The organism is Mesorhizobium sp. B1-1-7 (genome assembly GCF_006442705.1).
GTDB lineage: Bacteria > Pseudomonadota > Alphaproteobacteria > Rhizobiales > Rhizobiaceae > Mesorhizobium > Mesorhizobium opportunistum.
In genome coordinates this window covers 18,565-36,221 of sequence record NZ_VFWQ01000015.1, presented here as the reverse complement: position 1 = coordinate 36,221, position 17,657 = coordinate 18,565, and the positions used below count along the sequence as shown (strand labels likewise).

Below are 17,657 nucleotides of genomic sequence, written 5' to 3'. Positions count from 1 at the left end.
ATGGGGTAGGCCGCGAGCCATCATGGTCTCACCCGATCGCCGCATTGAGGATTTTTTCCTGCGTAGCCTCTTCGCGCGACATGATCACGGTGAGGCGGCCTTCGCACATCACCGCGATCCGGTCGGCGAGACCGAGCAGTTCCGGCATCTCGGACGTCATCATGACCACCGCCAAACCTTCGCCGGCGAGGCGGTCGATCAACGCGAAGATCTCCGACTTGGCGCCGACATCGATGCCGCGCGTCGGCTCGTCGACGACGATCACCTTCAGGCCTCGCATCAGCCAGCGCGATATCAGCACCTTCTGCTGATTGCCGCCCGACAGATTCTTCACTTGCTGGAACAGGCTGGGGGTCTTGATGCGAAAGCGGTCGACATAGTCCTGCACCGCCCGGTGTTCCCTGGCCTTGTCGACGAACCCCAGGCGAGCGAAAGCGCCAAGCGATGCCAAGCTGGCATTCTGGTAGACGGGCAGCTCGGCCATCAGCCCTTCGCTCTTGCGATCCTCGGTAAGCAGGCCGATGCCAAGCCTGACGCCGGTGCGTGTGTCGTGCGGTGCAAGGCGACCGCCATCAACGGTGATTGTCCCCGACGTGATCGGGTCGTAACCGACGATCGCCTTGGCGAGCTCGGTGCGGCCCGCGCCCATCAAGCCGAAGAAGCCTAGCACTTCGCCGGCACGGGCCTCGAAAGATATGTCATGCAGCTTCTTGGCGGTGCTCAGTCCCTCCACGGACAGGGCAATCTTGCTGCCCGCCACGCCGCGCTGGCGAGGAAACAGATTGTCGATGCGCCGGCCGATCATGTCCTGGATCAGCGTGTCGTTGGTGTGCTCGCCGATCGGCATGGTCGAGATGTGCTTGCCATCGCGCAGCACCGTCACCGTGTCGGCGATCTCGAACACCTCGTCGAGCTTATGGCTGACATAGACCACCGCAATGCCGAGGGCGGCCAACCGGCGGATGACGGTGAACAGCAGCGAGACTTCATTTGGCGTGAGTGAGGAGGTCGGCTCGTCCATCACCACAACGCGCGCCTCATGAGCGAGCGCGCGGGCAATCTCGACCATCTGCTGCTGGCTGACCGGCAGCGATCCGGTGCGCGCCGCCGGGTCGACATTGAAGCCGATGCGGTTGAAGAGCGCTGCCGAATCGGCGCGGATCTTCTTCCAGTCGATCGAGCCCATCTTGCCGGTCGGATAGCCTTCGAGGAAGATGTTCTCGGCGACGGTGAATTCGGAGATCAGCGCGATCTCCTGGAACACGACCTTGATGCCTTCCTTCAGACTGTCGCGCGGCGACTTGATGTCGACCTCGCGTCCGCGCATGCGGATGATCCCGGCATCCTTGCCGTAGACGCCGGCCATGATCTTGATCAGCGTCGACTTGCCGGCGCCGTTCTCGCCCATCAGGGCATGGATCTTGCCGGGCTCCAGGGTGAAGTCGACATTGTCCAGCGCCACGACGCCAGGGAAGCGCTTGTCGATGCCGCGCAATTCCAGCGCCGGCACGTTGGTGTCGATGGCCGCGGCTTCGCCGGGGTGCAGGAAATCAACGGACATTGGCTCTGTTCCGGATGATATCGAGATAGGTGGCGAGGATGATGACGACGCCCGGCACCACCATCTGCAGGTCCTGGTTCCAGCCGAGGATGATGATGCCGTTGTCGATCACCTTCAGCACCAGCACGCCGAGCAAGGTACCGAACAGCGAACCGCGTCCGCCGAGCAGGCTGGTGCCACCCAGAATGACGGCGGCGATGACGGTCAGTTCGAAGCCGCGGCCGGCGGTCGGCTGGCCGGCATTCATCATCGACGACAGAATCATGCCGGCAATGCCGACGCACAGCCCGGTGACGACGAAGGCGAACAGCTTGAGGCGCTCCGAGCGCAGGCCGGACAGGCGCACCGCCTTTTCATTGGCGCCGACCGCATAGAGGTAGCGGCCGAGCGTGGTGAAGCGCAGCGTCACATAGGCGACGACGAAGATCAGCGCCGCCAGGATGACGGGAACCGGCGCCGCGCCGACATAGCCGGCGCCAAGATCGGTGAAGCTAGCGAGCTGATTGTGGTTCTGCACCGCCTCGCGGGTGAACAGGTAGACGCCACCCTGCAGCATCATCATCGTGCCGATGGTGGCGATCAGCGAGTTGACCCTCAGCCGGGTAACGACCAGGCCGTTGAACAGGCCGACACCGCCGGCAAAGGCGAGCGCTGCCAGCATGCCGAGTGTGAGGCTGTGGGTTGAATTCAGCACCGCCATGCCGATGCAGCCGACGAAGGCGAGCGATGCACCGACCGAGAGGTCGACCTCGGCGGTGATGATGAGCATGGTCATGCCCGAGGCGACGATCAGAACCAGCGCGCATTGGCGCAGGATGGCGATGATGTTGGCCTCCGAATAGAATTGCGGCGCCGCGATCGAGATGGCGATGCACAGCACCGCCAGGATGACGCCCAGCACAAGCTGGCTGCTGCCCAGCAGCTGGCCGCCCATGAAGCGCTTCGGCGCGGAGGCGTGTGTAAGCTCGCTCATGTCAGTCCATTCCCGGCCACTTGCCAAGTACCCTTCCCGCGATGCGGGAAGGGCACTGTCGGCGGCCCTACTTTTTCAGGTCAGCCGAGGTCTTCATGCATTTTGCCGGCGGCTGCAGCGCGTTGACGGCATCCCATTTGATGGTGCGGGTGGTGCCGTCATAGTCGTAATATTTCTTCCAGTCCTCGCCATTCATCGGCGCGGTCGGGCTGACGATGTGCTCCGGCACTTCCTCGTTGTTGAAGAGCTTGACAGCGGCGTCGATGGCGGTGAAGCCTTCCTTTTCAGGGAACATCGCTGCCTCGATGCGGTAGGACGGCTCGTTCTGCATGGCGTTGATGAAGGCAAGGCCCTCGCCACCGGTGCCGACGGTCAGCAAGCCATCCTGCGACTTGCCGGCCGCTTTCCAGGCCTGCAGGCCACCCAGCGAGGACGAGTCGTTGATGCCATAGATGATGTTGATGTCGGCATTCTTGGCGAGCGCGGCCGAAGACACTTCGAGCGCGCGGTCCGGATTGCCACCGCCATCAAGGTCGTGGACCATGACCGCGTCGGGGATGATGGTCTTCAGCCCGTCCATGAAGCCGTGCGAGCGCAGCACCGTGGCGGAAAGCAGGGGAAGGCCGACATTCATCACCTTGGCGACACCGCCGAGCTTGTCCTTGGCGTATTTGCCGGCTTCCACGCCGGACATATAGCCGGTGTCGTAGTCGCAGATGGCGACCATGGTGGTCATGCCCTTGACCGGGTTGCCTTCGAGCACCACGGGGATATTGGCGGCCTTGGCCTGACGCAGCAGCGGCACCACGCCTTCTTCATTCACCGGGGTGATGATCAGCACGTCGACGCCCTTGGCGATAAAATCCTCGGCCGCGGCGACCTGCTTGGATATGTCGAGATTGGCGTCCTGGACCTCGACCTCGATTCCGAGTTCCTTGCCGTGAGCTTTCATGCCCTTGATGACGTTCTGATACCACTCATGGGTAGCGTAATTGGTGACATAGCCGATGCGCTTGGGCATGTTCTCGGCATGCGCCGCCGCGGCGCCCAGGGCCAGCAGGGCTGCGGATGCGAACAGGATTGATTTGGACCGATGCATTTTCTTCTCCCAGGTTTTATCGCTTTTGTTAGTCGCTGAACGGGTAATCCCGCCGTTCCGGGTCGGCACGTAACGAAGAGGTGGATTCGCCCCAGCCAAGTGCCGCCGATATCTTCTCGGCGGCGGCCCGGGTACGCTCGAAGACGGTTTCGCGGTCGAATCGCGCCGCCTTCTGCGGCAGCAGCGGGACGGTGAGCGCAGCGATGACGGCGCCGGTATGATCGCGCACCGGCATGGAGATGTTGGTGCAGGCTTCGACCGCGAGCGAAGCGCGCATTTCGTAGCCGAGCCTTGCCACCTCGTTCAGCCGAGCCTCGATCTCGGCCCGTGTGCCCTGCCCTTCACCGGCGGCCACGATGCGCTCGATTATGCGCTCGCGCTCGGCGCGGTTCGAATGGGCAAGCAGCACGGCACCCGAACTGGTTTCGAGAATCGGGAAATGCGACCCGAGTGCAACCGAATAACGCATCGGCAGCGGCGAATCGATCTGCAGCACCACCAGCGCGCTCCGGCCCTCGCGCACCACGAGATGGCAGCTCTGATCGGCATTGGCGGTCAGTTCGCGCATCACAGGCAGCGCGCATTCGACCAGCCGGTTCACCGGTGGATGCATGTGCGCCAGTTCGAACAGTTTCAGCGACAGCCGGAAGCGATCGGACTGCGTGCGGAAGATGTAGCCGCGCTTCTCCAGCAGAAGCAGGATGCGGTAGATTTCGTGGATGGAGCGGCCGAGAGCGGCCGCGATCTCGGTCTGGGTCAGCGTCTCGGCGCTGGAGGCCATGAACTCCAGGACGTCGAGCGCCTTCTCCACAGCCGGCACGCGGTAGCCGTTGCGGCCGGCTTCGGCTTCGTCTGGTGTCTCGGCGACACTGGCCATCACGCAACGCTCCGTTGCGGCTGGCCCTGCCGGGTTTCGCGGTAGAGGCGGTTCAGATGGTCGGCGAGTTCGGCCGCCGGCATGTCGCCGGCGATGGCGGCAGCCGCATGCGGCGCGCACTCGCGGAAGAAGGTGATGAAGCCCGGATGCGTCGGGCGCAGATAGGACGAGGCGATCGTGCGCAGCGTCGAACTGAAGAAATTGCCGGAGAGATGGTTGACCTCGACATCCTTCCAGGCCGCCAGCGATCCCGGCTGCCCGCCCGACCTGACATAATCGCCCCGCTGATACTCGGGCGAGCACAGGAACAGCGCGTAGTCGATCGCTTCCTGCTTGTGTTTCGACTGCGCGCTGACGCCGATGCCGGCGCCGCCGAGCAAGGCGCCGGCCGCATTCGGGGTCGCGACGTCGGCGAAGCGCAGATAGGGCCTGTCGGTCTTCGCGGCGTAATTCACATAACCGAAGGCGAACGGCACATAGACCACATCATCATGCGCGACCATGTGGTCGTAGCAGCGGATCGGGTTCCATTTCGCTGAGTTCGGATGCGACAGTGCCGCAAGCTCGCGTAACTGCCCGATGGCCCGTTCGATCGTGTCCCGGGCAATGAAGTGCTCGCCGTTCTCCTGTGGATGGCCAAGCGTCAGGAGCGTGCACATGGCATCCGTTGGCACCGAGGGCAGGCCCAGCCACTTGCCATCCTTGCGCGCCTGCCGGCCGAGCTCGACCACATCGTCATGCGTGCGCGGCACCGGCCCGTAGCGTTCCAGGAGATCCGGGCGATAGGAAGCGACCTGGCAGGCGGCATCGATGGGCAGCGCCCACTGGCGTCCGTTCTTTTCGTAGGATTGCCAGGACGCACCGACGGAATCGCGTTCGAAGAACCGGATTTGCTCCGCCGACAGATAGGCGTCGAAGGGCACCATCAGCTCCTCCTGCGCGATGTCGCCGATGAAGGGATGGTCGAATACGACCAGATCGTAAGCGGCAAGCACCGGGCCGAGCGCACCCTCGCCGAATTCATACAGGCTGCGGCGGTCCCATTCGATTTCCAGGCCCGGATTGCCAGCGCAATACGGCCCGACACTGGCGTCGAGCGGACCCCAGCAACGTCGATGATCCCACGCAAGACCGCGCAGTCTTGTCATTTCAGGCAATTCCTCCCTGGAACCGGGCATGCGTGCCCGGCCCGCTGTGGTAGCAGGTATTTTCACCTAGACAAATAGTTTTTACATATGCAAACGGCGAACCTATCGCCCGCCGACCATCCTCATGCCAGCCCGAACCGCTCCACGGCGCGCATGATGCCGCGCAGTTCGGCGAGGCCTTTCAGCCGGCCGATCAGTGAATAGCCGGGATTGATCTTCTTCTTGCCGATGTCGTCGGCAAGCAGATGACCGTGATCGGGACGCATCGGGATCCGCCAGTCGGCACGGCCTTCCCCGCGGCGGCGCGTCTCTTCTTGCATCAGAGCTAGAATGACATGCGCCATGTCGGTGCCGCCCTCGAGATGCTCGGCCTCATAGAAGGAGCCATCCTCCTCGATGGTGATGTTGCGCAGATGAACGAAGTGGATGCGATCGGCGAATTCCTTGACCATGGCGACGATGTCGTTGTCGGCGCGCGTGCCGTAGGAGCCGGTGCAGAACGTCAGGCCATTGGCCGGGCTGTCGACGGTTTTGAGGATGAAACGCGCATCCTCGGCGGTCGAGACGATGCGCGGCAGGCCGTAGAGCGAGAAGGGCGGGTCGTCGGGATGGATGCACATGCGCACCCCTTCCTCTTCAGCCACCGGAATGATCTCGCGCAGGAACCAGGCAAGGTTTTCGCGCAGTTCCTTCGGGCCGATCGCATCATATTCCGCCAGCGCCTCGCGAAAGCTGTCGCGGTTGTAACTGCGCTCGGTCGCCGGCAGGCCGGCGATGAGGTTGCGCTCGACCTGGTCGATCTTCTCAGGCGTCAATTCCTTCAGCCGCGTCTCGGCCTCCGCGATGCGAGCCGGCGTATAGCTTGCCTCGGCATTCCTGCGCTTCAGCACGAACAGGTCATAGGCTGCGAAATCGATCGCATCGAAACGCAGGGCATAGCCCGTCGTCGGCAGCCGATAGGCCAGGTCCGTGCGGGTCCAGTCGACCACGGGCATGAAATTGTAGCAGATCGTCGCGATGCCGGCCTTGGCAAGCGATCGGATCGAGTCGCGATAGTAGCCGGCATAGCGCTCACGTTCTGGCGCGCCGATCTTGAAGGAATTGTGGACCGGGATGCTTTCGACGACCGACCATGTCAGGCCGGCGGCCTCGATGATCCGCTTGCGCTCGAGCACTTCGGGCTCAGACCAGGCCCTGCCGTCATAGATGTGATGAAGCGCCGAAACCACGCCGGTCGCTCCAGCCTGCCTGACATGCTCAAGCGTCACCGGATCATCCGGACCATACCAGCGCCAACACTGTTCCATGAAGCCTCCTCGACATTTTCGGCAACCATATTGTTGGACCACAAGGCTGTCAACAAGCCAGACTATGGCTCCCAAGAGCTACCTCTGGCTATTTCATCTCGCTTCCAGTTGATTTCCCGTCGTGTTCGCCGTAGCCTTGGTCCAACAAATTGCACGAGGTATTCGCGTGGAACAAGGTGATTCCAACCTAGCCGGAGCGACAGACGACGCCGGGGTCAGCAGTTCGGCCGTCGACCAGACCGTACGGCAGATCCTCGACCTCATCCGCAATCGCTCGATGTCCGTCGGCGACGTGCTGCCCACCGAACGGGAACTTTGCGAACTGTTCGGCGCCAGCCGCAACACGATACGCGAGGCGCTGCGCACCATCCGGACCTATGGCCTGATCGATCCCAAGCCGCGTGTCGGCGCGGTGCTGGCCGATCGCCAGAATGTCGCGATCCAGAATTTCTTCGCCGCCCAGATGGACATTTCGAAGACCTCCTTTCACGACATCCAGGGGTTTCGCCGCATCATCGAAGTGAGCATCGGCGACCACGTCATTCTCAATGCCAGCGCCACCGAAATCGACGCCCTTGACGAGGTCAACGGCCTGATAGAGGCCAGCAAGGATGTGCAGGAGGCCGCGCAGCGCGATTTCGATTTCCACCTCGCGCTGGTGAAGCTCGCCGGCAACCGCATGCTGGTGCAGACCTATCAGTTCCTGTCGCCGGTCATCCTGCACATCATGACGGTCGGCAAATCCATCCGGCCGATCCTCAGCGAAACACGCCGTGCCCATGGCGAGATCATCGCGGCGCTGCGCGCGCGAGACCGTATCGCCTACAGCTATCTGATGAGCCGGCATCTCGATTTCGGCTTGCGCTTCGTTCCCGACGACCTCGAAAACGTACGGACCCCGATTTCTTCCAGGGATTTGCCTTCTTCCAAGGATTTGCACCATGTCTGATTTTGAGAACAAGGTCGTGCTGATCACCGGCACGACTGGAATAGCACTCGCCACCGCAAGGCGGCTGGCGCAGGGCGGTGCCGCCATCATAGCCTGCGGCATCGACCGGGCGGCCAATGCCGCCATGCAGGAAGGCCTCCTCAAGGCCGGAGCCAAGGCGCTGGTGCAGACAGTGGATGTCTCGGTTTCCGACCAGGTTCGCGACGCGGTCGCGGCCGGCGTCGAACGGTTTGGCGGCATCGACATCATCGTCAATTCCGCGGCGGTCCATCCCTATGGAACCGCGACGACGACCGACTGGGAGACGTGGAACAGGGCAATGACCGTCAATGTCGGATCGATCTACCTGACCGCGCATTTCGGCATTCCGGAGATGGTCAAGCGCGGCGGCGGCGCCATCGTCAACGTCGCTTCGGTGCAAGGCTTCGCCTGCCAGCAGAACGTGGCCGCCTATGCCACGACCAAGGGCGCCATCCATACGCTGACGCGCTCGCTGGCGCTCGATTACGCGGCATCCGGCATCCGGGTCAATTCCGTCAGCCCGGGCTCGATCCGCACGCCGATCCTCGAGAAGGCCGCGCGTGGCGAAGGCGGCAGCGACGCCGATGTCGAAGAGGCCTACAGGCGCTTCGGGGCGGCGCATCCGCTTGGCCGTATCGGCGAACCGGAGGAGGTGGCGGAACTCATCGCCTTCCTGTGTTCGGCGAAAGCCGGCTTCTGCACCGGCGCGGACTACAAAATCGACGGCGGCCTGACCGCCGGCATCGGCGTGAAGTAGAGCCATGAAGATCGGTCTGGGCCTTTACCGGGAGTCGCTCACCCCTGACAATTTCCGCTTCGCCCGTCAGGCGGGCGCCACTCATATCGTCGCCCACCTCACCAACTATTTTCGCGGCCGCGATCCTTCGCTGTCCGCCGGCAGCGAGAAGGAAGGCTGGGGCGACTGCTCCACCGACGAACTTTGGAACTACGAGGATTTCGCCGGCCTGGTGAAGACCGTGCGCGACAATGGTCTGGAAATCGCCGCGATCGAGAATTTCTCGCCGCGATTCTGGTCGGACGTGCTGCTCGGCGGTCCCGACAGGGCCAAGCAGATCGAAGGCTTGAAGCGCCTTGTCCGCGATGCCGGGCGTGCCGGCATTCCCTGCATCGGCTACAATTTTTCGATCGCCGGGGTCTGGGGCTGGTCGCGCGGGCCGTTCGCGCGCGGCGAGGCGATGTCGGTGGGGCTCGATCTCGCCGCCATCGACCCCGACCTGCCGCTGCCCGACGGCGTCGTCTGGAACATGCGCTACCGTGCCGGCCGGCCGAATGCCGAACCGGTGACGGTCAGCAGCGAGGAACTTTGGCAGCGGCTCGGCGGCTTCCTGCAGGAACTCGTTCCGGTGGCCGAGGAGGCCGGCGTGATGCTGGCGGCGCACCCTGACGATCCGCCGGCAGAGGCGCTGCGTGGTGCCGCGCGGCTGGTCAACCGGCCGCAGAAATACGACCGGCTGATGGGCATCGTCGACTCGCCGTCCAACGGGCTGGAACTCTGCCTCGGCTCGCTGCAGGAAATGCCGGGCTCGGACGAGATCTACGGACATGTCCGGCGCTTCGCCCGGACCAGACGCATCGGCTACATCCACTTCCGCAACGTGCGCGGCAAGGTGCCGAGCTATCACGAGACCTTCGTCGACGATGGCGACATCGACATGGCCGAGATCGTGCGCATCCTGCGCGATGAAAACTATGACGGCGTGATGATCCCCGACCATACGCCGGAAATGTCCTGCGACGCGCCATGGCACGCCGGAAAGGCATTTGCGTTGGGCTACATGCGCGCGCTGGTCCAGAATGCCGCGGCACTCGGGCCTTCGCGCACCCAATCCACCAGCATCCGGATGCACGCCTGATGTCCATTCGCGACGGCATGAGCGCCGTGGAGGCCATGGGGCGGCACGGAACCGGACCAGGCCTGGCGGGTTAATCCGGCTGGGCAGTCAGGTGCCGATATGCCGTCGACCGCGATCCGGAACACACAATACGATCCCGCCACCAGGATCCTCTCCGTCTGGTTCGTGCCGAGCGGCAATCGCTACGACTATCTGGACGTTGCCCCGGCGACCTATGCCGCTTTCAGGAAGGCTTCCTCGAAAGGCCGCTTCTTCAACGAATTCATCCGGGATCGCTACAGCTACCGTCGCGTGGCATGACAGGCGCTACGCGCTTTTCCTGACGAGGTTCCAGCTCTTTGTTTTGACGCAATTCCGGACGGAAAACCGCTTCACACTTTTCCTAGCATTGCTCCTAGAAGCAATGCGCCATCTGCCCGAAGCCGCTCGGGCTGCATGTGCGGCCGGCGTGGCTGACGTGGGGCTTCGGACCTGACCGATAGCGGTGACCGCTCTGGCAGCCGCTTATCGCCAGCAACAGACCCAACACCAGGAGTTTTCTTCCAACCTTGATCACCACGGCAACTCCTGGCGCGGGTACGTCTGACGGGAGTCTGTCGGCCCTCGGATCGCATTTCATCGCATCTCGCGACAGGCACGTCGGGGTTTTGCCGACAGCGCGACCGCGGACGCGATCGATTGCCGTTGGAATGGCAAACATCCTTGCCGTCGAAGCCCGAATGAGCGTCGGCAAACCGGGGTTGGAGGGCTTGGTTCGCCGACGCTCGACGATCGCGGTGTTTGGGGGTACTGGGGGGTCGTCGGTACCGCGAACCATCATTTATTAGCACTTGCGAATATAAAGATACAGGGCCATTCGCGAATAAACACAGCTGATTTTTCAGAGGAATGCTGCTGGGAGCCTGGTATCCTTTTGTGCCATGGAGGTTTCACCCGGAACCGGGCCGGCTGATCAGCCCTGAGGCGAAAGACCTTGCCGTCATTCGAATTGACCAAACGATATACCCCGATATAGCTGACTTAACCTTCTGTGAACCATCTTCTTGCGCATGGGGCGCCTGCCGTGCTTCTACTTCGGGATGAGCGCCAGTCGAAACCGTTTTATTGTTGTTGTCATTGCCGCTGCCGCCCTGTTTGCGGTGGCAGACTTGCTTATGCTATCGCATTCTTGGGTTGAGGTTGATCCCAGCGGCTTCATCATTCTTGCAAAAACCCTCGCTTTGGTGACTGCGATCTATGGGCTCGGGTGGATCGTCACTTTTCGACTAAGATCGGATCGCTCGCGGCTGGCTTTGGGGATGAAGCGATATAGCGAATCGCTCAAGACGCTGTCGCAGGCACTCGCTCTGTTCCTTCCGCTTTCGTTTCTGGACTGCCTGTTCATGTATTTGGCCACCGCCACCAACAAACCGTTGGTTGACTCGAATATCGCCGCCATTGATAGCGCGCTCGGGTTCGATTGGTTGGCTGTGGTACAAGCCCTGAACTCATCCCCAATCATGGCTTCCATTCTGATGTTCGCCTACACAGCAATCGGTCTGCTCATGATCGGGCTTCTTTTTTTGCTGGCCTTATCTTCGGAAACCGATGCATTGATGGAATTCATTGCGTTGATCGCGGTGTCATCGGCCTTTACTGGATTCCTGATGATGGCATTTCCAACCGCTGGCGCTTACGCCTTCTATGCACCGCCCCATGACGCATATAGCAATTTCACCGGCATGGGTGGTCTAACGCACTTGCAAACGCTGGGCGCCTTGCGATCGGGAAGTCCTTTCGTTTTTCATATCAACAAAGTGGTGGGGCTCGTATCCTTCCCTTCCTTTCATTGCGCGCTTGGCATCATCATGACCTACAGCTGCCGCCGAACATATTGGCTGCTGGTGCCCGTTGGAGTGCTTGTTACCATCATGATCCCAGCGACCATCCCTGAAGGCGGCCATCATCTCGCCGATGCCATCGCCGGCATTTTGATCGGGCTTGCCTCCATTGGTATAGTCTCCGCCGTCTCAACAAGAAGACGCCCTGCGGCTACGCTTGTAACGGAGGGATAGGCTGGGAATCGCCCGCTAAGCCGGCCGTCCCCACTCGCCTGAGCGTGCGGGACCGTAGGAACGGCCCCCATGGACGCGATCTATTTACTGGCTAGTCGCCGACACTACCGCACGTAGGAAGCGCGGGAGAAGCATTGGAACACGCCGAGCATACTCGTCGTACTCGGGGAAGGTCTGCCGCAGGATGGCCTCCTCATTCCTGGCGCGTCGGTACTGCAACAGAAACTGCAGCGCACCCAAAGCCACCATCAGCACTGAAAAATGCGAAAGGATCATCCCGAGAACGAATACCGCCTCACAGATATAAAGCGGATGCCGGACAATCGAGTATGGGCCAGTGGTAACCAGGCGCCGAGCTGTTGCCATGAGAGAGAAAGAACGGCCCAGCCAATAAAGACAGAAAATCGAACTGGCCGTACCGATGAAGACCAGGCAGAGAGCCGTCACTTGCACCGCCTCACTTTGCAATGCCGACGTCAGGCTCAATGCGAGCAGGACCGTAAATGTTCCAGCTACCGAGGTTACCCTCGGTTCAATTCCTTGCGCTGTTCCCTTCGGCGGAAGGCGTGTGATGGTCATCACAAGCTGCAACAACAGAAACACGGTTGACGCCAGTTGATTGACAACTGCGAGCGAACTGGCTGACGTATCCTGATGTAAATAGAGGAACAAAGGTATCGCGCCGGATGTCGCCAAAACCGTCATGACAAAGACGATGGCAATACGACCGAAGAGATCCTCGTTCAACATTTCAGTCCCCTCCCAAAGAGACACTGAAGCACTACTTGCTCGCCGCGACAAGAACATGGTTTGCAAAGAGTTAACGGCTGCGTCTCAACTCTTGATTAATCTGTCCGGCCTATCGTGGCCGAATGACGAACCTTCTCCCCGCGCTTCGTGTCCTGGCCCCGATCTCAATTGCGATTTCAGCCATCATGATAATCGCGCTCAATCCTCACAGCACAACGTTTGCCCTTTGGCTGACGTTGCCTGTGAATGCGGCGGGATGGCCCGCGCCTCGAACAGCACAGCGGACTGCTTCAGTTCAGTTAAGCTGATCCAGAACTCCAGAGCTGGTTGCCAGTATCAAGGCGTTGTAGAGCTGGAAGGCTATCGTGCAGATCGCAGCCAACGAAATCGGCACCCCAAAAGGCACGACCCCCTTGCGGTCCAGATGCTGAACGTAAAGACGGAAAGCGCCTTGCGGCAGCATGAACGGAGTTTTCACGACTACGGCCGTGACAAGAGCAAAAGCCAACAGCAGAACGGAAAATAGGATGAGGTCGGTTCCGCCGATCAGAAACGGCACGACTGCCATTAGCTTGACATCGCCAGCACCGATCTTGCGCAGCGCCCAGAACGGGAAGAGTGCGACAAACAACAGAAGCCCGGCCATGGCGCTCAACCCCATGTCCCACCAGGACCAGGACCGGAGCGACAGCAGCAATAGCGATCCCGCTCCCAGGCAGAGCAGCAGCAGCACATCGCGATTGGCTATCTTTTGGGTGGAGAAATCGAACCACGCAATCCATGCGAGCAGAGGGACGGCGAGCGCCTTCAGCAGCAGCGATTCGACGAGCAACATGCTAGCGCTCGATGTTCTGCACGCTGGATGACAGCAGCTTCAGATTGTTGGCCACGGTCGGATCGTTAGGCGCCAGTTCATAGGCCTTGAGGAAGTTCGCGCGTGCATCCTGCAGCTTGCCGCGCAGCAGATAGGAATAGCCGACATTGTTGTAGTATTCGGGCGACGCACCAACCAGCTTGAAGGCTCGGCCATAGGCCCGGTCGGAGAGGTCGAACCGGTGGATTCGGTCGGTACAGGCGGCCAGCCCCATCCAGGCGCCACCATCATTGGGTGCCAGTTGCGTCGCCTTGAAGAACAAAGCGCCGGCATTGCCATAATTTTCCGCTCGGAACTGGTTCTTGGCTTCCGCGACGGCCTGGTCCGAGGCGTAATATTCGACGTCGCTGACCGTCTTCAACCCATCGAAGGCATCGCCGAAAGACGTTACGTCGCCTTTCGACGGTTCGTTGGTGCGGACGACACCACCTGTGGTGTCCGCGCCGTTCGTCTGGCAGCCGACAAGTGCCATCATCAACAGACTGGCTGCGGCTGCGACTGAGAGGCGCATTGGCCCTGTCATTTTGTCCCCCAAGAGTCGACCGACTCTATTTTAGAATCAAAGCATATAACCATTTAGAAGAAAATGCCCTTCATTCGGATGATCAGCGGCAACATGATGATCATCATCACCACCGGGAAAATGCACAATCCCAATGGAATCATTATCTTAACCGGCAAAGCGTTGGCGACCTCTTCAGCGCGAAGGATTCTCTGGCCGCGCATTTCATCGCTATAGACACGCAAGGCGTCGGTAAGGCTTGTGCCAAGTTCCTCGGATTGTCGAAACAGCACCGCCAGCGCGCGTGCCTCCTCAAGACCGATTCGGTCGGCAAGTTCGCGCAGCGCTTCCCGCAGCGGCTTGCCGGCGCGCAACTGCAGATTCATGATCGAAAGCTGGACGCCCAACCATTTGTGAGTGCCGGCCAGTTCGACGGTGACACGCTCGACCGCCGCCTCGAGGCTCATCCCCGCGTCGGCGCAGGTGATCATCATGTCCATGAAATCGGGGAAGCCGCGACGATAGACCTGTTTCTGAGAACTCTCGAAGCGATCGAGAGCGACGCTTGGAATGATAATACCCGCCAGCCCCAGCAGCCCTGCAATAAAAAAAGCGATGAGACTGGGCACCTGAGGCGGCAACAACCGCGACAGCAGTGCATACGTCACTCCAAAGCCGATACAGACCGTACCAAGGCGAGACAGTGTATAGATTAGCGGCGCGCTCGATTGATAGAAGCCGGCGCGAAAGAGCTTTGCTTCCAGGGCGTTTGGCTCCTGCCGCTCCTTCTCGATCGACTTGAAGTAGGCGTCTACCGGCCGTTGTGCTGAAATCCTGGCAAGCTGGTCTTGCCCAAGCATAGAGCGGCGATTGGTAATTCCCTCTGCCATCAGGCTCTGCGAAACCAGTTTCCGCGTTTGCAATGCAGGCATGAAGACAAGCGCGCCGAAAAGGAAGAGCGCCACTGCTGCCAGGAAGACAGCAATAGAAACCAGGAGGCTCAAATCCAGAGGGTTGGAGAACAGGTTTATGACACGCTCCCGTCAGAAATCAAAGTTGACCATGCGGTGCATGATAAAGGTACCCAACAATGCCAACGACCCGAAGCCGAGGAACACAGGACTAATGAGAGGACTATCCCAGACGTCGCCATAGAATCTCGGCGCAATGAGCATAAGGATTGCGAGCATGAACACCGGGAACAACGAGAGTATCCACGCGGAAATTCGACCTTCCGCCGAAAGCGCCCTGATCTTCATCCGCAGTTTCTGCCTTTCGCGCAATACGGACGAAAGATTGGACAGGATCTCGGTCAGATTGCCGCCGGTCTTTGCCTGGATAGATAGCGATACTGATAATAGGTGAAGGCCCTCGAACCCGACGCGCTGCGAAAGCTTCCGCACGGCTTGCTCGATGCTGAGGCCAAAGGTGATCTCGTCGGAAACGATGCCGAATTCGGTGCCGAGCGGGTCGGGCATTTCGCGAGCGACGAGGCTAACCGCCACCGAAGCCGGATGTCCGGCACGTAGCGAACGGACGATCATGTCGAGTGCGTTCGGAAGTTGCTTCGCGAATTTCTGGATCCGCTTGTTGCGGGCGCGTCGAAGAACGAGGAGCGGCAGGGCAAATCCAATCACCACAAAGATGATGATGGAAGACAAATCGGAAAAACTCAGAAGCAGCGAGAGCAGCAGCGCTAGGGCAAGACCAGCAAGGAGGAACATCGCGGCGAAAGACAGCGGATTTCCGGTGATGCCGGATTGGGTATAGAGCCTGTTCAACCCGACTAGGCCGAAGAGAAAGTCACCCGAGCCCGTCAGCCCACGTTCACGGAGCAACCCCTGCAACGTCTGTTCGGCTGGGGCCTCTTCGGAAAGCCGTCTCAGCCGCCGGTTGATTGTGCCGACACGGGAGCGGCGCTTGGCATAGGTGACGTATAGCGCCTCCGCCGCGAGGACCACCGACGCAGCTGCCAGCACGTAAATGAAGTAGAGCAAGGTCTGGCCGGTCGGCATCAGAGCGGAACCTGCGGATTGAAAGCATCTTTTGCGAAATGGTGACCAAGCGTGGCCGCCTCCTGGGCAAAACGCGGTCGAACGCCGGTGGCGCGAAAATCGCCAATGATCTTGCCTTCCGCGGTCACATCGCGACGAACGAAGTGATAGATTTCCTGAAGCTGGATGACATTGCCTTCCATGCCGGTCAGTTCCGATATGGAAACGACGCGCCTGCCGCCGTCCGAGAGCCGTTGTGTCTGCACGACAATGTCGATAGCCGAAGCGATCTGCGCGCGAATGGAATCATTGGTCATCGGCATGCCCGCCATGCCGACCATCTGCTCCAGCCGCGAGATCGCGTCGCGCGGCGTGTTGGCATGGATCGTGGTCATCGAGCCCTCGTGACCGGTGTTCATCGCCTGCAGCATGTCGAACGCTTCCTCGCCGCGCACCTCGCCGACGATGATGCGGTCGGGCCGCATGCGCAGCGCGTTCTTCAGCAGTTCGCGCTGGCGAACCTCGCCCTTGCCCTCGACATTGGGCGGGCGCGTCTCCAGCCGGCCGACATGCGGCTGCTGCAATTGCAACTCCGCCGCATCCTCGATGGTGATCAGGCGTTCCCTGGACGGGATGTAGCTGGATAGCGCATTGAGCAAGGTTGTCTTGCCGCTGCCGGTGCCGCCGGAAACCAGGATCGATTTGCGTGCCTGCACGGCGATCCTCAGCAGATCGATCATCGGCTGCCGGATCGAGTTGAACGCCACCAAACGCTCAAGCGAATAGGGGTTCTTGGAGAATTTGCGAATCGAGACCAGCGGCCCATCGACTGAAATCGGTCGTACCGCGATGTTGACGCGCGAGCCGTCTTCCAGACGGGCATCGACCATCGGCGCTGATTCATCGACGCGCCGGCCAATAGCCGAGACGATCTTGTTGATGACACGCAGTAAATGCGCCTCGTCACGGAAGCGGATCGACGTTTCCTCGATCACGCCGCGTCGTTCAATGAACACGCGCTTATGCGTGTTGATCAATATGTCGGCGATCGAATCGTCCTTGAGCAGCGGTTCGATCGGCCCGAGCCCTAGCATCTCGTCGGCGGTGTCGCTGGTCAGTAGATCGAGCTCGCGAGCATTAAGAGGCACCGCACGGGCGCGGACAAATTCGCGTACGATCGGCCGGATCTCGTTGAGTATCTCATCCTTCGATGCCGTTTCGAGTGCTGCGAGATTGAACCGGTCGATCAGATGACTGTGGAGTTCGACCTTGAGTGTTAGGAAATCGTCGCCATGCGATTCGATGCCGGCGGCAGGCGACTGTATCGGGGCAACAGGGAGGACCGCGATCGACTCCATCTTTGGTTCGATCCGCGCCTCGCCACCCTTGATGAACCGCCCCAGCATAATCCCTTATACCCCTCTAGCCCATATTAGCGGAAACTAAACGTTAACCAAGCGACGCACAAGCGCCGGGTGCCTCACGCTCGGCCAATACTTTCAACATAGTTAAGGAGCGTGCCAAAAAAATATCGTTTTTATTTCCAACCTCGAAGCTGTCAAACACCGGAGGCACGCTGAGCGTTTTAGTGCCCTGCACCCATGCGCACTCCGGCACGGGAATCCCGCTCCACAAATTGGCTCTAACCCCTTAGATATAAGGGAATATGCAGCA

Annotated in this window: 17 protein-coding genes; 5 read left to right on the top strand and 12 right to left on the bottom strand. The window is 60.6% G+C overall.

Annotated elements, in window-relative coordinates; translation table 11 throughout:
* Nucleotides 1–28 precede the first annotated feature (28 nt).
* The 6 genes from FJ978_RS24285 to uxuA form a co-directional block, all read right to left on the bottom strand.
* Nucleotides 29–1,561 carry a sugar ABC transporter ATP-binding protein gene (locus FJ978_RS24285; RefSeq protein ID WP_140574564.1) on the bottom strand — a complete coding sequence of 511 codons (1,533 nt, stop codon included), beginning with the start codon at nucleotides 1,559–1,561 and terminating at the stop codon, nucleotides 29–31.
* The gene (locus FJ978_RS24280; RefSeq protein WP_140574562.1) at nucleotides 1,551–2,534 is read right to left on the bottom strand and encodes an ABC transporter permease; all 984 of its coding nucleotides are present in this window, start codon (nucleotides 2,532–2,534) and stop codon (nucleotides 1,551–1,553) included. The genes FJ978_RS24285 and FJ978_RS24280 overlap by 11 nt, the downstream gene beginning before the upstream one ends.
* Nucleotides 2,535–2,601: 67 nt before the next feature.
* The gene (locus tag FJ978_RS24275) at nucleotides 2,602–3,633 is read right to left on the bottom strand and encodes a sugar ABC transporter substrate-binding protein (protein WP_013893838.1); all 1,032 of its coding nucleotides are present in this window, start codon (nucleotides 3,631–3,633) and stop codon (nucleotides 2,602–2,604) included.
* A 28-nt stretch (nucleotides 3,634–3,661) separates the two neighbouring features.
* The gene (locus FJ978_RS24270) at nucleotides 3,662–4,510 is read right to left on the bottom strand and encodes an IclR family transcriptional regulator (protein WP_140574560.1); all 849 of its coding nucleotides are present in this window, start codon (nucleotides 4,508–4,510) and stop codon (nucleotides 3,662–3,664) included.
* Nucleotides 4,510–5,658 carry an extracellular solute-binding protein gene (locus FJ978_RS24265; protein ID WP_140574558.1) on the bottom strand — a complete coding sequence of 383 codons (1,149 nt, stop codon included), beginning with the start codon at nucleotides 5,656–5,658 and terminating at the stop codon, nucleotides 4,510–4,512. The genes FJ978_RS24270 and FJ978_RS24265 overlap by 1 nt, the downstream gene beginning before the upstream one ends.
* A 122-nt stretch (nucleotides 5,659–5,780) precedes the next feature.
* Nucleotides 5,781–6,965, bottom strand: a complete 1,185-nt coding sequence (gene uxuA, locus FJ978_RS24260; protein ID WP_140574556.1) for a mannonate dehydratase — start codon at nucleotides 6,963–6,965, stop codon at nucleotides 5,781–5,783.
* 166 nt (nucleotides 6,966–7,131) lie between these two features.
* On the opposite strand from uxuA, the gene FJ978_RS24255 reads away from it, so the two are divergent.
* The 5 genes from FJ978_RS24255 (at nucleotide 7,132) to FJ978_RS24235 (ending at nucleotide 11,863) form a co-directional block, all read left to right on the top strand.
* On the top strand, nucleotides 7,132–7,914 hold the full coding sequence (locus tag FJ978_RS24255) for a FadR/GntR family transcriptional regulator (protein WP_140574554.1): 783 nt from the start codon (nucleotides 7,132–7,134) through the stop codon (nucleotides 7,912–7,914).
* Entirely contained in the window at nucleotides 7,907–8,692 is a 786-nt protein-coding gene (locus FJ978_RS24250) for an SDR family oxidoreductase (RefSeq protein ID WP_140574552.1), read from the top strand. Before FJ978_RS24255 ends, FJ978_RS24250 begins: the two co-directional genes overlap by 8 nt.
* Nucleotides 8,693–8,696: 4 nt before the next feature.
* On the top strand, nucleotides 8,697–9,809 hold the full coding sequence (locus FJ978_RS24245) for a mannonate dehydratase (protein WP_140574550.1): 1,113 nt from the start codon (nucleotides 8,697–8,699) through the stop codon (nucleotides 9,807–9,809).
* A gap of 99 nt (nucleotides 9,810–9,908) precedes the next feature.
* The gene (locus tag FJ978_RS24240; protein ID WP_140574548.1) at nucleotides 9,909–10,109 is read left to right on the top strand and encodes a KTSC domain-containing protein; all 201 of its coding nucleotides are present in this window, start codon (nucleotides 9,909–9,911) and stop codon (nucleotides 10,107–10,109) included.
* A 749-nt stretch (nucleotides 10,110–10,858) separates the two neighbouring features.
* Nucleotides 10,859–11,863: a phosphatase PAP2 family protein gene (locus FJ978_RS24235; protein WP_246678198.1), complete on the top strand. Its 1,005-nt coding sequence runs from the start codon at nucleotides 10,859–10,861 to the stop codon at nucleotides 11,861–11,863.
* Nucleotides 11,864–11,947: 84 nt separating this feature from the next.
* On the opposite strand, the gene FJ978_RS24230 is transcribed toward FJ978_RS24235, so the two are convergent.
* The 6 genes from FJ978_RS24230 to FJ978_RS24205 form a co-directional block, all read right to left on the bottom strand.
* Nucleotides 11,948–12,613 carry an isoprenylcysteine carboxylmethyltransferase family protein gene (locus tag FJ978_RS24230; protein WP_140574544.1) on the bottom strand — a complete coding sequence of 222 codons (666 nt, stop codon included), beginning with the start codon at nucleotides 12,611–12,613 and terminating at the stop codon, nucleotides 11,948–11,950.
* Nucleotides 12,614–12,908: 295 nt separating this feature from the next.
* On the bottom strand, nucleotides 12,909–13,448 hold the full coding sequence (locus FJ978_RS24225) for a prepilin peptidase (RefSeq protein ID WP_140574542.1): 540 nt from the start codon (nucleotides 13,446–13,448) through the stop codon (nucleotides 12,909–12,911).
* Nucleotide 13,449: 1 nt separating this feature from the next.
* On the bottom strand, nucleotides 13,450–13,998 hold the full coding sequence (locus FJ978_RS24220; RefSeq protein ID WP_140574540.1) for a tetratricopeptide repeat protein: 549 nt from the start codon (nucleotides 13,996–13,998) through the stop codon (nucleotides 13,450–13,452).
* Between the two features lie 65 nt (nucleotides 13,999–14,063).
* The gene (locus tag FJ978_RS24215) at nucleotides 14,064–15,014 is read right to left on the bottom strand and encodes a type II secretion system F family protein (RefSeq protein ID WP_140574538.1); all 951 of its coding nucleotides are present in this window, start codon (nucleotides 15,012–15,014) and stop codon (nucleotides 14,064–14,066) included.
* A gap of 18 nt (nucleotides 15,015–15,032) precedes the next feature.
* Nucleotides 15,033–16,004 (bottom strand): type II secretion system F family protein, encoded by a 972-nt coding sequence (locus FJ978_RS24210; protein WP_140574536.1) that lies wholly within the window; start codon nucleotides 16,002–16,004, stop codon nucleotides 15,033–15,035.
* A complete protein-coding gene (locus tag FJ978_RS24205; RefSeq protein ID WP_140574534.1) occupies nucleotides 16,004–17,389 on the bottom strand; it encodes a CpaF family protein in 1,386 nt (461 codons plus the stop codon). The genes FJ978_RS24210 and FJ978_RS24205 overlap by 1 nt, the downstream gene beginning before the upstream one ends.
* Nucleotides 17,390–17,657: the final 268 nt, after the last annotated feature.

Coding starts and splice junctions, on each gene's coding strand:
- FJ978_RS24285 (WP_140574564.1), bottom strand. CDS start 1,561: ATGTCCGTTGATTTCCTGCACCCCGGCGAAGCCGCGGCCATCGACACC.
- FJ978_RS24280 (WP_140574562.1), bottom strand. CDS start 2,534: ATGAGCGAGCTTACACACGCCTCCGCGCCGAAGCGCTTCATGGGCGGC.
- FJ978_RS24275 (WP_013893838.1), bottom strand. CDS start 3,633: ATGCATCGGTCCAAATCAATCCTGTTCGCATCCGCAGCCCTGCTGGCC.
- FJ978_RS24270 (WP_140574560.1), bottom strand. CDS start 4,510: ATGGCCAGTGTCGCCGAGACACCAGACGAAGCCGAAGCCGGCCGCAAC.
- FJ978_RS24265 (WP_140574558.1), bottom strand. CDS start 5,658: ATGACAAGACTGCGCGGTCTTGCGTGGGATCATCGACGTTGCTGGGGT.
- uxuA (WP_140574556.1), bottom strand. CDS start 6,965: ATGGAACAGTGTTGGCGCTGGTATGGTCCGGATGATCCGGTGACGCTT.
- FJ978_RS24250 (WP_140574552.1), top strand. CDS start 7,907: ATGTCTGATTTTGAGAACAAGGTCGTGCTGATCACCGGCACGACTGGA.
- FJ978_RS24245 (WP_140574550.1), top strand. CDS start 8,697: ATGAAGATCGGTCTGGGCCTTTACCGGGAGTCGCTCACCCCTGACAAT.
- FJ978_RS24240 (WP_140574548.1), top strand. CDS start 9,909: ATGCCGTCGACCGCGATCCGGAACACACAATACGATCCCGCCACCAGG.
- FJ978_RS24235 (WP_246678198.1), top strand. CDS start 10,859: ATGGGGCGCCTGCCGTGCTTCTACTTCGGGATGAGCGCCAGTCGAAAC.
- FJ978_RS24230 (WP_140574544.1), bottom strand. CDS start 12,613: ATGTTGAACGAGGATCTCTTCGGTCGTATTGCCATCGTCTTTGTCATG.
- FJ978_RS24225 (WP_140574542.1), bottom strand. CDS start 13,448: ATGTTGCTCGTCGAATCGCTGCTGCTGAAGGCGCTCGCCGTCCCTCTG.
- FJ978_RS24220 (WP_140574540.1), bottom strand. CDS start 13,998: ATGCGCCTCTCAGTCGCAGCCGCAGCCAGTCTGTTGATGATGGCACTT.
- FJ978_RS24210 (WP_140574536.1), bottom strand. CDS start 16,004: ATGCCGACCGGCCAGACCTTGCTCTACTTCATTTACGTGCTGGCAGCT.
- FJ978_RS24205 (WP_140574534.1), bottom strand. CDS start 17,389: ATGCTGGGGCGGTTCATCAAGGGTGGCGAGGCGCGGATCGAACCAAAG.